The organism is Kribbella sp. NPDC050281, from assembly GCF_040655855.1.
GTDB lineage: Bacteria > Actinomycetota > Actinomycetes > Propionibacteriales > Kribbellaceae > Kribbella.
In genome coordinates, this window is sequence record NZ_JBFAKS010000020.1 from 118,657 (window position 1) to 130,894 (window position 12,238).

At 67.7% G+C, this 12,238-nt stretch carries 14 protein-coding genes and 1 other RNA gene; 8 read left to right on the top strand and 7 right to left on the bottom strand.

What is annotated here, in order from left to right; translation table 11 throughout:
* The first annotated feature begins 75 nt into the window (after window positions 1-75).
* Window positions 76-2,091, top strand: coding sequence for a 3-methyl-2-oxobutanoate hydroxymethyltransferase (gene panB, locus AB0I34_RS22450; protein ID WP_360447843.1), 2,016 nt, complete (start codon window positions 76-78; stop codon window positions 2,089-2,091).
* A gap of 131 nt (window positions 2,092-2,222) precedes the next feature.
* On the opposite strand, the gene rnpB is transcribed toward panB, so the two are convergent.
* An RNA gene (gene rnpB, locus AB0I34_RS22455) (RNase P RNA component class A) lies at window positions 2,223-2,622 on the bottom strand.
* A gap of 9 nt (window positions 2,623-2,631) precedes the next feature.
* A complete protein-coding gene (locus tag AB0I34_RS22460; protein WP_360447845.1) occupies window positions 2,632-3,000 on the bottom strand; it encodes a DUF952 domain-containing protein in 369 nt (122 codons plus the stop codon).
* A 63-nt stretch (window positions 3,001-3,063) separates the two neighbouring features.
* On the opposite strand from AB0I34_RS22460, the gene AB0I34_RS22465 reads away from it, so the two are divergent.
* Window positions 3,064-4,551 (top strand): peptidase S10, encoded by a 1,488-nt coding sequence (locus AB0I34_RS22465; protein ID WP_360447847.1) that lies wholly within the window; start codon window positions 3,064-3,066, stop codon window positions 4,549-4,551.
* Between the two features lie 8 nt (window positions 4,552-4,559).
* Complete coding sequence (locus tag AB0I34_RS22470; protein WP_360447849.1) at window positions 4,560-5,018, top strand: GNAT family N-acetyltransferase; 459 nt, start codon at window positions 4,560-4,562, stop codon at window positions 5,016-5,018.
* Between the two features lie 130 nt (window positions 5,019-5,148).
* Here AB0I34_RS22470 and map read toward each other — a convergent pair whose 3' ends face one another.
* The gene (map, locus tag AB0I34_RS22475; RefSeq protein ID WP_360447851.1) at window positions 5,149-5,997 is read right to left on the bottom strand and encodes a type I methionyl aminopeptidase; all 849 of its coding nucleotides are present in this window, start codon (window positions 5,995-5,997) and stop codon (window positions 5,149-5,151) included.
* 53 nt (window positions 5,998-6,050) lie between these two features.
* Here map and AB0I34_RS22480 point away from each other — a divergent pair, with 53 nt between their 5' ends.
* Window positions 6,051-6,239 (top strand): hypothetical protein, encoded by a 189-nt coding sequence (locus AB0I34_RS22480; RefSeq protein ID WP_360447853.1) that lies wholly within the window; start codon window positions 6,051-6,053, stop codon window positions 6,237-6,239.
* A 140-nt stretch (window positions 6,240-6,379) separates the two neighbouring features.
* On the opposite strand, the gene AB0I34_RS22485 is transcribed toward AB0I34_RS22480, so the two are convergent.
* The gene (locus AB0I34_RS22485) at window positions 6,380-6,949 is read right to left on the bottom strand and encodes a histone H1-like repetitive region-containing protein (protein ID WP_360447855.1); all 570 of its coding nucleotides are present in this window, start codon (window positions 6,947-6,949) and stop codon (window positions 6,380-6,382) included.
* Between the two features lie 293 nt (window positions 6,950-7,242).
* Between AB0I34_RS22485 and AB0I34_RS22490 the strand changes: the two genes are divergently transcribed.
* Window positions 7,243-7,992 (top strand): helical backbone metal receptor, encoded by a 750-nt coding sequence (locus tag AB0I34_RS22490; RefSeq protein ID WP_360447857.1) that lies wholly within the window; start codon window positions 7,243-7,245, stop codon window positions 7,990-7,992.
* Window positions 7,993-8,042: 50 nt separating this feature from the next.
* A complete protein-coding gene (locus tag AB0I34_RS22495; RefSeq protein WP_360447898.1) occupies window positions 8,043-8,219 on the top strand; it encodes a hypothetical protein in 177 nt (58 codons plus the stop codon).
* A gap of 7 nt (window positions 8,220-8,226) precedes the next feature.
* On the opposite strand, the gene AB0I34_RS22500 is transcribed toward AB0I34_RS22495, so the two are convergent.
* The gene (locus AB0I34_RS22500) at window positions 8,227-8,724 is read right to left on the bottom strand and encodes an NUDIX domain-containing protein (protein WP_360447859.1); all 498 of its coding nucleotides are present in this window, start codon (window positions 8,722-8,724) and stop codon (window positions 8,227-8,229) included.
* Window positions 8,725-8,881: 157 nt separating this feature from the next.
* Between AB0I34_RS22500 and AB0I34_RS22505 the strand changes: the two genes are divergently transcribed.
* Window positions 8,882-9,784 carry an aldo/keto reductase gene (locus tag AB0I34_RS22505; RefSeq protein WP_360447861.1) on the top strand — a complete coding sequence of 301 codons (903 nt, stop codon included), beginning with the start codon at window positions 8,882-8,884 and terminating at the stop codon, window positions 9,782-9,784.
* Here AB0I34_RS22505 and AB0I34_RS22510 read toward each other — a convergent pair.
* Window positions 9,781-10,458, bottom strand: coding sequence for a DUF899 domain-containing protein (locus AB0I34_RS22510; protein WP_360447863.1), 678 nt, complete (start codon window positions 10,456-10,458; stop codon window positions 9,781-9,783). The two genes, AB0I34_RS22505 and AB0I34_RS22510, sit on opposite strands and share 4 nt — an antisense overlap.
* A gap of 137 nt (window positions 10,459-10,595) precedes the next feature.
* Between AB0I34_RS22510 and AB0I34_RS22515 the strand changes: the two genes are divergently transcribed.
* Complete coding sequence (locus AB0I34_RS22515; RefSeq protein WP_360447865.1) at window positions 10,596-11,729, top strand: hypothetical protein; 1,134 nt, start codon at window positions 10,596-10,598, stop codon at window positions 11,727-11,729.
* A 2-nt stretch (window positions 11,730-11,731) separates the two neighbouring features.
* Here AB0I34_RS22515 and AB0I34_RS22520 read toward each other — a convergent pair whose 3' ends face one another.
* Entirely contained in the window at window positions 11,732-12,226 is a 495-nt protein-coding gene (locus AB0I34_RS22520) for a GNAT family N-acetyltransferase (RefSeq protein WP_360447867.1), read from the bottom strand.
* Window positions 12,227-12,238: the final 12 nt, after the last annotated feature.

Sequence of the window (12,238 nt, forward strand, 5' to 3'; positions counted from 1 at the left end):
CCCGGCGACGGTGTGAGCGATCACTCAGGCACAGCCGGTGGCGCTCACCCTCCGCAACGGTGGGACGATGAAGGCATGGTTGACAACTTCCTGTCGGCCGGTACCCAGGGCGAGGACGAGGAGCTGCCGTCGCCGTACGGGACCGGACCGAAGAACCGGACAACCGAGGAGCACCGCCGCTCGGACTACGACAACGACTCCTGGCGGGACCGGGCCAACGGCCTCGGTCTCGACCCGTCGCCGTCACTGCCGAACGCCCCCAGGTCCTACGAGCGCGGCCCGGTGCCCCAGCAGCCATACGTACCCAAGCCGCCGTACCTGCCCGCGGTGCCGCCGCCCCCGGCGCAGCAACCCCAGCAGCAGCGGTTCGGCGACCAGCCGCAGAGCCGCCAGTACGGCGATCAGCCGCAGCGGCCGGAGTACTACGGGGAGCGCGAGCAGTCCCGCGCCGACGAGCCGTCGTACGGACAGCCGGCGTACCCGGAGCAGAACCCGTTCCGTCCGCAGCAGCCTGCGCAGCCGCAGCAGACTCCTCCGCCGCAGCAGGGCCGCCCGAGCCCGTTCGGCCCGGGGAGCAACGGCGTACCGCCGAACCGGCAGGCGCAGCCACCGGCGGCCGGCCAGCAGCCGCAACCGCAGCCCCAGCGGCCGCCTGCACCGCCGCAGGCCGGCAACGGGCTGACGCAGCGGCCTCAGGGGCCGCACAGCTCGAACGGGACCAGCAACGCGAACTGGAGCGGCCAGGCGCCTACGCAAGGCCCTACTCCGTCGAACGGTCCGGCTCAGAGCAACGGACTCAGTAATGGGTTGAGCAACGGGCTCAATCCACCCCAGCCGTCTGGTCAGACTCCGACGACGCCGCCGCCCCCGGCTCCGCCCGCGCAGCCTCAGGGCCAGCAGCAACAACAACAGAACCGGCCGAGCACGCCTGCCACTCCCCCGGCCAACTACACGGTGGACACCCCGACCATCACGGCGTACATGCCGGAGTCGATCGAGGGTTACCAGTCGGAGTCGGGTGGCAAGCAGGACAACAGGTATCTGTCGGATCCGAGTGCGGAGTACGAGAGCAACGCACCGATGAACGAACCGAAGCCGTCGGTCGGCGCGCGGCGGCGTGCGGACGTCCAGCAGGACGCCCCCAGCCAGGTGCCGAACGAGCACACCGGCTCGCACCGCGCTGCCCGCAGGGCGCAGGCCATGGCGAGCGCCGGTTCGTCCGAGCTCGGGGCCCCGGTGGCGCCGGCGGACAACAAGCCGTCCGACGGCGGTGGCACCGGCGAGGCCGGCAAGCGGCCGCGGCGATACCGCATCCACCACCTGCGGGACATGAAGAACCGCGGCGAGAAGTGGGCGATGCTGACGGCGTACGACCAGTACACCGCCGAGATCTTCGACCGGGCCGGCATTCCGGTGCTGCTCGTCGGCGACTCCGCCGCGAACAACGTCTTCGGCTACGACACCACGCTGCGCGTGACAGTCGACGAACTGATCCCACTGGCACGCGCCGTCGCGGGTGCGGTCGACCGGGCGCTGGTTGTCGCGGACCTGCCGTTCGGTTCGTACCAGGCGTCGCCTGAGCAGGCGTTCCACACCGCCGTCCGGTTCATGAAGGAGGCGGGCGTACACGCAGTCAAGCTGGAGGGCGGCCGGACCGTCGTACCGATGGTGGAGAAGCTGACCCAGTCCGGCATCCCGGTGATGGCGCACATCGGCTTCACACCGCAGAGCGAGCACAGCATCGGCGGCTACCGCGTGCAGGGTCGTGGCGACCAGGCCGCCGGCCTGATCGACGATGCGGTCGCACTGGCCGAGGCCGGCGCGTTCTCCGTCGTACTGGAGATGGTCCCGGGCGACGTCGCCGCGGAAATCACCAAGCGCGTCACGATCCCCACCATCGGCATCGGAGCCGGCCGCGACACTGACGCCCAGGTGCTGGTCTGGCAGGACATGGCGGGGTTACGGTCCGGCACCATGCCGCGCTTCGTCAAGCAGTACGCCGACCTCCGCGGAATCCTCACCACAGCAGCCACCACCTACGCCGCCGACGTAGCCGCAGGCACCTTCCCCGCCGACGAACACACCTTCTGAGGCCACTGCCGAATCCGCCTCCGACCGATTGAGCGGGTCGGATGGCGGCTTGTTTCATCGGTGGCGGGCAATCAGGCGTCAGCGGTGAAACAACCCGCCAGTGGTCAGATCGAGCCCCTGCGCGTGGTGAGGGAACGGGCCGGTCTGTAAGCCGGATTCTGTCGAGTGCGATCATCCATCTACGGTGACCGTTGCCGGGCACCTCCAGCGGCCTACCCGCGAGCTCGGGCGGGCAGCCCTCGAACGCTCGCGCGGGTGGTGGTTGCCCACCGCCCTTCTTGGCCTTGCTCCACGTGGGGTTTACCGAGCCTCCGCAGTCACCTGCGGAGCTGGTGGTCTCTTACACCACCGTTTCACCCTCACCCGCACTCCGATGAACCACGGGGTTCATCGAAGCCGCTGGCGGTCTGTTCTCTGTGGCACTGTCCCGCGGGTTGCCCCGGGTGGGTGTTACCCACCACGCTGCCCTGTGGAGTCCGGACTTTCCTCGGCGCCCGCTGTCGCGGACGACGCGATCGCCCGACCGACCCGTTCCTCGGTTCAGGATACGGCCTCGGCGGACACCTCCGGCCAGCGCCCGTCGGAGCCTCGCTCGTACGGGCGGACGTCGACGACGGCGTCCAGGTTCAGCGGGCCGTAGATGTGCGGGAAGCTGATGCCGATCCCGTCCAGGTCCTCGTCGCACAGCGCGGACACGAGCCGCCCGGTGTCGATGACCAGCAGGCACAGCGGCTCGGCCACGTCGTCGTACACGAAATTCGCGACCATGGCGACCTGCTCCGGCCGCGACGCGTGGATGAACGTCGCCCCGTCATCGAGGGACTTGCCCCGCGTCGACCACCGATAGCTGCCGGCCTCCTGCGCAGCCTCCCAGTGCTCCACGAACGCGATATGCAGAATCGTCGCCATGCCCACAGGCTAGGGCACGTCTGTCGCCCCGAGTGGGGATCACCGTGGATTAGGGTGCTCGACATGGCCAAGGATGAGAGCACCGAGCCGGGGACCGACGCGAGCGCGGAGAAGAAGCCGGCGACGCCGGTGGACGACCTGGTCACGTCGCAGCACACGCTCACCATCGAGGGGCGCGAGCTGCCGTACACCGCGACGACCGGGCGGATCGTGCTGAAGCAGGAGGTGCTCACCGACGGCAAGTTCGACGGGCATCAGGCGAAGGCCGAGGTCTTCCTGACCGCGTACACCTTGGACGGCGCCGATGCGGCCGAGCGACCGGTGACGTTCGCGTTCAACGGTGGGCCGGGTTCGTCGAGCATCTGGCTGCATCTCGGACTGCTGGGTCCGCGCCGCGTGGTCTCCGGCGACGCGGGTGAGCTCGCGCCCCCGCCGTACGGGCTGGTGGACAATACCGAGACCCTGCTGCAGCACAGCGATCTCGTCTTCATCGACCCGGTGTCGACGGGCTACTCGCGCGCGGTCGAGGGCGAGAAGCCGGGCGACTACCACGGCTTCACCCGCGACCTGGAGTCCGTCGGCGAGGTGATCCGGCTGTGGACGTCGCGCAACGGACGCTGGATGTCGCCGAAGTTCCTGGCCGGCGAGTCCTACGGTACGACGCGCGCTGCCGGACTCGCGTCGCATCTGCAAGAGCGCTACGGCATGTACCTGAACGGCGTGATGCTGATCTCCGCAGTGCTCGAGTTCGGCACGCTCGACTTCACGCCGGGCAACGATCTGCCGTACACCCTCTACCTGCCGACGTACGCCGCGATCGCGCACTACCACGGCCTGATGCCGGACCGGACGCTCGAGGAGGTGCTCGCCGACGCGGAGCGGTTCGCGGCCGGGCGCTACCCCAATGCGCTTGCCCAGGGCAACCGGATCCCGGAGGACTTCCGGGCCGAGGTGGTCGGCCGGATCGCGGCGCTGACCGGGCTGACCGAGGACTACATCGACCGGGTCAACCTGCGGATCGAGCACATGCGCTTCTTCGGCGAGGTACTGCGGTCCCGTCGGCAGACCGTCGGCCGGCTGGACGGCCGCTTCACCGGCTGGGAGGCGGACTACGCCGGTGAGACGCCGGCCAAGGACCCGTCGTTCAGCGCGATCATCGGGCCGTACACGGCGGCGCTGAACCACTACGTGCGGGTGGAGCTCGGCTACCAGAACGATCTGCCCTACGAGATCCTCAGCATGGACGCGGCGAAGAACTGGTCGTACAAGGAGTTCGAGGGTCAGCAGATCACCGTCGCCGAGAAGCTCGCCGAGGCGATGCGGGTCAACCCCCATCTCAAGGTGCACGTCGCCTGCGGTCACTACGACGGCGCGACGCCGTACTTCGCCACCGAACACACCCTTGGTCGCCTGCAACTCCCGGCCGAACTGCTCGGCAACATCGAGACGAAGTACTACCCGGCGGGTCACATGATGTACGTCCACGACCCGTCGCGCGTCCAGCAGTCCGAAGACATCGCGACGTTCATCCGGGGCGCCTCCAACCGATGACGCCACCGATGCTGACCCTCGTCCGTCCGGCCAGTCCGGTCGAGGCGCCGCGGGTCGAGGGTGTTGTGCTGCGTCCGCCCGTGGCGGCGGACACGGTGGCGTTGGGCCGGTTGTACTTCGAGTCCTATCCTCCCGGCGCGGCGTCGGCGTCCGAACAGGAGGCGATCGAGGACATCGCGCTGACCTTCGAGGACGCGTACGGCGTACTCGATCCGCGGCTGAGCCGGCTGGCTCTCGTCGGTGATCGCATGGTCGGCGCGATCCTGGTCGTCCAGCGTGCACCGTGGCCGGACACCCCGGACTGCGCGTTCGTCATCGAGTTGTTCACCGCGCCGACGCATCGGCGGCTAGGCATCGCCCGGCTGCTGTTGAGCGGCTGCTCCGCGGACACAGTGGCGCTCCGCGTCGACGACGACAACACCGCTGCCCTCACGCTCTACCGCAGGTTCGGCTTTCAGGACGGATAGATCCGGAAGCCCTTGAACGTGCGATGCGGGAGCGACGCGTAGAAGTCCGAAGCCTCATCGTGACGAGGTCGATGCGTTGCGCACAGCGCGAGCACGCCCGGAAGATGAGCGTGCTCGTACTGCGTGACGGTCACGGGAGGGTCAGGACTTCGGCGCCGGTGTCGGTGACTACCAGGGTGTGCTCGAACTGGGCGGTGCGGGACTTGTCCTTGGTGGTGGCGGTCCAGCCGTCGTCCCAGAGGTCGTAGTCGTAGGTGCCGAGGGTGAGCATCGGCTCGATGGTGAACGTCATGCCGGGCTCGATCACGTCGTCGAAACGCTCGTCGTCGTAGTGCGGGATGATCAGGCCGGAGTGGAACGCCGTGGCGATCCCGTGGCCGGTGAAGTCGCGGACCACGCCGTACCCGAAGCGCTTGGCGTAGGACTCGATCACCCGCCCGATGATGCTGACCTTCCGGCCCGGCCTGACCGCCTTGATGCCGCGGTTCAGCGCCTCCTGCGTGCGCTCGACCAGCAGCCGGCTCTCCTCGTCGACATCGCCGACCAGGAACGTTCCGTTGGTGTCGCCGTGCACACCGTCGAGGAACGCCGTGATGTCGACGTTGACGATGTCGCCGTCCTCGAGCGGACGGTCGTCCGGGATGCCGTGGCAGATCACCTCGTTCACCGACGTACACAGCGACTTGGGATAACCGCGGTAGCCGAGCGTCGACGGGTACGCACCGCGCTCGATCAGGTACTCGTGGCCGACAGCGTCCAACTCGTCCGTGGTCACACCGGGCTTCGCCGCCGCACCGACCGCCTGCAAGGCCTGCGCGGCCAGTTTGCTGGCGACGCGCATCCTGTCCACCACCTCCGGCGCGGTCACGTACGAACCGTCGTACGGCGTCGGAGACGGCTTGCCGACGTATTCGGGGCGCGGGATGGACGCGGGTACTTCGCGGCGCGGCGAGATGATGCCGGGAGTGATAGTCGACATGGTGAGATCATTCTAGTGAGCTGCGACAAGACTCCCAGGAGGTGGTCATCCAGATGAGCGACGATCACAGCAACGAGTGGTACTACAACGTCAAGACCGGCAAGGTCGAGCCGTACCAAGGGGAGAAGGCCGGCGACCGGCTCGGGCCGTACAACTCCCCCGAGGAAGCTGCTCGGGCACTGGAGAAGGTCCAGGAACGCAACGAGGCCTGGGACAACGACCCCAAGTGGGACGACGACTGACCCGCAACCGACACCGCGCACCTGACGACGCACTACTGACACGGCGCTGCGCAGTGAACACGCACCAAGGGGCACCACCGATCTCGGTGGTGCCCCTCGGTCTTGGTTTCGTCGACGTCGCGCGAGTGCGGACGCCGGGCTCAGCGGGTGACCCGCCGCGCGGTGGTCTTGCGGGCCGGAGCCTTGCGGGCCGGGGCCTTCTTCGCCGCGACCTTGCGGGCGGGCGCCTTCTTGGCGGCGGTCCGCTTCGCCGGGGCCTTCTTGGCGGCGACCTTCTTGGCCGGAGCCTTCTTCGCCGCGGTCTTGCGAGCCGGAGCCTTCTTCGCGACGGTCTTCTTCGCCGTCGTCTTGCGGGCCACGGTCTTCTTCGCGGCCGTCTTGCGGGCCGTGGTCTTCTTCGCCGGCGCCTTCTTCGCGACGGTCTTCTTCGCGGTCGTCTTCCTCGCGGCGACCTTCTTGGCCGGAGCCTTCTTCGCCGTCGTCTTCCGCGCTGCGGTCGTCTTCTTCGCAGCAGTGGTCTTCTTCGCGGCGGTCTTCTTGGCTGGCGCCTTCTTTGCCGCACTCACCTTCTTCGTCACTGTCTTCTTCGCTGCGCTGACCTTGCGCGCGGACGTCGTCCTTGCGGCGCTGGCCTTCTTCGCGACAGTCTTCTTGGCGGGAGAAGCCTTTTTGGCTGTCGCCTTCCCTGCGGCTGCCTTCTTGGCTGGCACTCTGCCTCCTTGGTGCGGCTGAGGAAAACCACGGTGGATTCCTCGTCGTCAACGATGATGACAACACTTGGTGCGTACGTAAAGCACCCGAAACGTCCGCAGGTTAAGGCGTCCTGGTCGCAAAGCGGCGCACAAATGCCGAAAATCCTTGTGCAGAAGGGATTCCGTCGCGCTATGAGGATGCCCGAGGGACCGGATAATTTCTTGGCGACACGCGCACAAAGTTCGTGTCGAAGCACGCAATCGGCGAGTGTTGTCGTCGGCAACGGCCTTCGCGAAGTGAGGTGACAGACGTGCGAGACAAGCCGCGAGACGACCTCGGAGACGTCGTACCGATGCCGTCCGAAGTGCTGCGCGTGGTCAGCATCGTGCCCTCGTTGACGGAGTCGATCGCAGCAACGCACGCGCACCTGATCGTTGGTGCGACCGACTGGTGCACGCATCCCGCGGACCTCGACGTGACACGCGTTCGCGGCACCAAGAATCCTGACGTCGAACTCATCGCAGCACTCGCACCGGACGTCGTGATCGCGAACGCCGAAGAGAATCGCGTCGTCGATCTCGACGCGTTGCGCGGTCGCGGAATCGCGGTGTGGGTGACCGCACCGACGACCGTCGACGAATCACTCGACTCACTCGGACGCATGCTGTCCGCGATCATCGGCGACGTACCCGACTGGTTGACCAGCGCTCGCGCGGTGTGGAGTTCGCCGTACGACGGAATGCGCCGGCGCGCGGTGATACCGATCTGGCGGCGGCCGTGGATGGCGCTGGGACGCGACACGTTCGCGGGTGATCTGCTCGCCCGGATCGGTATCGACAACGTGCTGCGGGATTCCGGCGAACGTTATCCGCGGTTCGATCCGGACGCGTTACCCGACCACGATCTCGTCGTACTGCCGGACGAGCCTTATGCGTTTTCTCCTGGCGACGGGCCGGAAGTGTTCGCGCAACCCGCGCGCTGCGTGTCGGGCCGGCACTTGACGTGGTACGGACCATCGCTGCTGGAAGCACGCGATGTACTCGGCAGACAACTGGCGTGATGTCCGACACGATCGTAGACGGTTAGGTATGCCTCACCTACACTCACTGCGTGCCGTCGATGACCGCGAAGAAGAAGTGCTGCAAGGACAAGCCGAGGTGCAAGAAGTGCCCGGTCGTCCTGCTGCGGCTGTCGAAGGCCGGCTGTGCGGAACGGCTCGACCGCGTGCACTACGAGGTCGACAAGAAGGTCCCGAAGAAGGTGCTGAAACAGGCCCGCAAGCGCTGACCGGGGATCAGGACGCGCGGCGCAGGGTGATCGCGTCGACGGCTCGGCGCAGCAGCCCCGGGATGGTGACGTGCGCGGCGCGGCCGATCGCCTCCAGCTCGTCCGCGTGCCACCAGCCGTGTGCGCTGATCGTCTCCAGTTCGAGCTCTTCCTGGTTGGCGAACGTCACCTCGACGCCGTCCACCCCGATCGCGAAGAACGTCTGCCGCTGGATGATCGGGCAACCGCCCCACTCGAACTCGATCGTGTTCGTCGCGACCGGATCGCCGAGGGAGTCCGGCGGCAGCACGATGCCGACCTCCTCGCGCAGTTCGCGTGTGCCGGCTTCGGCGAGCGTTTCCCCGTCGTTCACCGCGCCGCCGATGGTGAACCAGTACGGCGTCTGCGGTTTCAGCGGATCCCAGCCGTGCAGCAGCAACACCTTGCCGTCCGGACGCACCGGCAGCACGCGCGCCGTCGTCCGTCGGACGACGGTGCCTGGTGGTGGCAGACGTGGATCGGTCACATGACAAAACGCTAGACGACACAGGACATCCAACGCCGCGCGATGCGGCGAGTCTCACACTGGTTGCCTCGTGCCCCGTAAGGAAGTTGGTCGGCTGAGAACTTGGTGCCCCTTGAGGGAAGAAGGAAAGAGAGGGTGAGGTGGGAAGATCGAAGCCATGACAGCGCGTATCGGTTTGGGTCTGGCGGCATTGGGTCGGCCCGGGTACATCAATCTCGGGCACGACGAAGACCTTCCGCCGGCGCGTGCGGTCGAGGACCTTCGCCGGCGTACGCACGATCTGCTCGACCAGGCGTGGCACGCCGGTGTCCGGTACTTCGACGCCGCGCGTTCGTACGGACTCGCCGAGACGTTCCTCGGTGAGTGGCTGACGCCGCAACGCCGTACCGAACTCACCATCGGCTCCAAGTGGGGCTACACGTACGTCGCCGACTGGCGGACCGATGCCGCGACGCACGAGGTGAAGGACCACTCGCTCGCGACGTTCGAACGGCAGTGGCCGGAGACCCTTCAAGCGCTTGGTGGACCGCCGGACTTCTACCTCGTGCACAGCCTCACGTCGGACAGCCCGGCGCTCGGCGACAAGCAACTGCTCGACCGGCTGCAGGAGCTCGCGGACAGCGGCGTACGCGTCGGATTGTCCACCAGCGGACCGCACCAGGCCGAGACGCTGCGCACGGCGATCGAGCTCGACGGACCGTTCAGTGCGGTCCAGTCCACCTGGAACGTGCTGGAGACGTCCGCCGGCGCCGCGCTGGCCGAAGCGCACGACGCCGGCTGGTTCGTGGTCGTCAAGGAAGTTGTGGCGAACGGACGCCTGACCGCGAAGGCGGGCGAGACGCCGTTCAACGCGTTCGCGCACCAGCACGGCGTCGCACCGGACTCGCTCGCGATCGGCGCCGCCGTCGCGCAGCCGTGGGCCGACGTCGTACTCAGCGGCGCGATCACCGCCGAGCAGCTCGCCAGCAACCTCGCCTTCCACGTCGACGGCCCGCTCGTCGAGTTCGTCCAGCAACCCGACGAGTACTGGACCGAACGCTCAGCCCTCCCCTGGATCTAGTGCTGGCGACCCAACACGGTCAGGTCGACCGCGGTGACGGTGAACGTCATCGCGTCCGGACCGCGACCGTAGGTGGAGTAGGTGTGATGGACGTCGTCACCGACCTTCAGGAAGCAGCTCAGACCATGCAGGTCGAACGGCTGCTCGCTCTGCACGTGCGCGTTGTTCGGCAGCAGGTCCCACTCGGCCTTGGTGCGGTAGTTGTACTCGAACGGCACCACCGAGTCGTCCAGCGTCACGTGGTAGTCGTAGTTGAAGTCGCTCCCGTACGACGAGTACCACGGGAAGGTCCAGCCGTGCTCGGCCTTGTACGCGGCCAGCTTCTCGTACGGCGCCCGAGACACCAGCGCGAACGTCGTGTTCAGCCGGTGCAGGTTGTCGAGGGAACCGATGTCGTCGACGAAGCCGGTGCAGTTCCGGCAGCCGCCCTCCCACTCCGGCTGGAACATGAAGTGGTACACGACCAACTGCGGCCGGCCGTCGAACAACTCCCCCAGCCCGAGTTCGCCGTCCGGCCCGGTGAAGACGTACGGCTTGTCCACGAGAACCATCGGCAACTGCCGACGTCGCGAGTTCAACGCGTCCCGCTGCCGGGTGAACTCCTTCTCCTCCGCCAGCAGCGCCTTGCGCGCGACCAGCCACTCGTCCCGGGACGCGACATCCGGAAGGTTCATCGCCACTCCTCGATCGATCAGCACTGATATCGGTCACGTCGGAGCGGATCTGCCGGGTTCGACACCGCGAGCCAGGATCCACGGATCGAGGCTCTGGGTGAGACGCTTGGGGTATGGCCCGCAGAGGGATGCGACGGATGCGCACGGGGATCGTGATCCTGGTGCTGTTCGCTCTGCTCGGCGGCAGCGGGTACGTCGGCTGGGTGCTGGTGAAGCGGTCTGAACCGGTGTCCCTGCCCGACCCGACCGGGACCTTCCAGGTCGGTCGCCGGACGTTCGAGTGGACCGACACGGTCCGCCGCGATCCGTACGGCGAAGGCCCGCGGAAGCTCTCGGTGTGGCTCTGGTACCCGGTGGCCAAGAGCACCACCGGACGCCACGTGGAGTATGCGCCGGGCCTGTGGACGGGGCTGCACCTGAAGTCACCGATCGCGGTGTTCCAGGGCCCGTTCAACGGCCTGCAGGACCACGCGCTGGACCGCGCGACCATCGCCCCCGGGCGCTTCCCGGTCGTCGTGCTGATGCCGGGCATGGGACTGTCCGCACCGATGTACGCCAGCCTCGCCGAGGAGCTCGCCAGCCACGGCTACCTGGTCGCCGGCGTGACTCCGACGTACAGCGCGAACCTGACCGTCCTCGACGGCCAGACGGTCAAGAGCACCGCAGCCGCCAACCCACCGAATCTCGGCGAGACCTCGGACGGCGCGCTCGAGGCCGGCGACCACCTCGTCACCATCTGGGCCGCCGACGCCCGCTTCGCCGCCACCACCCTTGGCAAGCAGTTGCCGAACAGCGTCGAGACCGGGATCGGAACGTCGTACGTCGGCCACTCGTTCGGTGGCGCGGCCTCACTGGAGGCGTGCCGGACCGATCAGCGGTGTGGCGCCGCGGTCGACCTGGACGGACTCCAGTTCGGCGAGGTGGTGACGAAGGGCGTGCACGCGCCGATCATGTTGCTCGGCGCGGACGACTCGTGCATCACCAGCATCTGCGGCCCGGACGCGAAGAACGACGCCGGCCGGGACCGTGCCCTGTCGTTGCTCAAGGCAAGCACAGGGACGGCCTGGTGCGCGACCATCCCGGGGACGCGGCACTTCAACTTCACCGACTACGGCGCCTACTACCTGGCGCTGCCGCTGCGGAAGTTCCTGCCGCTGGGCAGCGTGGGCCCGCGTCACGCACTGACCGTCATGAACGGCTACGTCACGACGTTCCTCTCACACGCCCTCTACCGGACCGCGGCGCCCGGCGCGCCGACCTGCGCGGACTGAGCTCAGCCCAGATCCAGCTCGTAGGTCTGGCCAACGAGCTCCAGACCCCAGGAGTCATGCGGCTCGGAGCCGGTGAGGCGGAAGCCGCGGGCCAGGTAGATGTGGCGCGCCGCCACCAACGGATCGTTGGTCCACAGCACCATCCTTTTGTAGCCGGCCGCGCGCGCGAAGGCGAGGCACGTGTCGACCAGTTCGGCGCCCAGCTTGAGACCGCGGGCGTCCGGCGTGACCAGGAGCAGGCGGAGTTGGGCCGTGGCCTCGTCCGGTCCACGGACACAGAAGATGCTGCCGGCTCGTTCCCCCTCCACCTCGGCGATCCACGCGGCCTCGCGATCGTCGTCGTGCTCGCTCGCGTACGCCGCCACGATCCGCGTGATCAGCGCCTCGTACTCCAGACCCCAGCCGTACTCCGCCGCATAGATCTCCGCATGCGCCTGCACCACCCACCCGAGATCTCCCGGCTTGCCCAGCTTCCTGATCGCCTTCGTCCGGCTCATCCAGTCCACCCA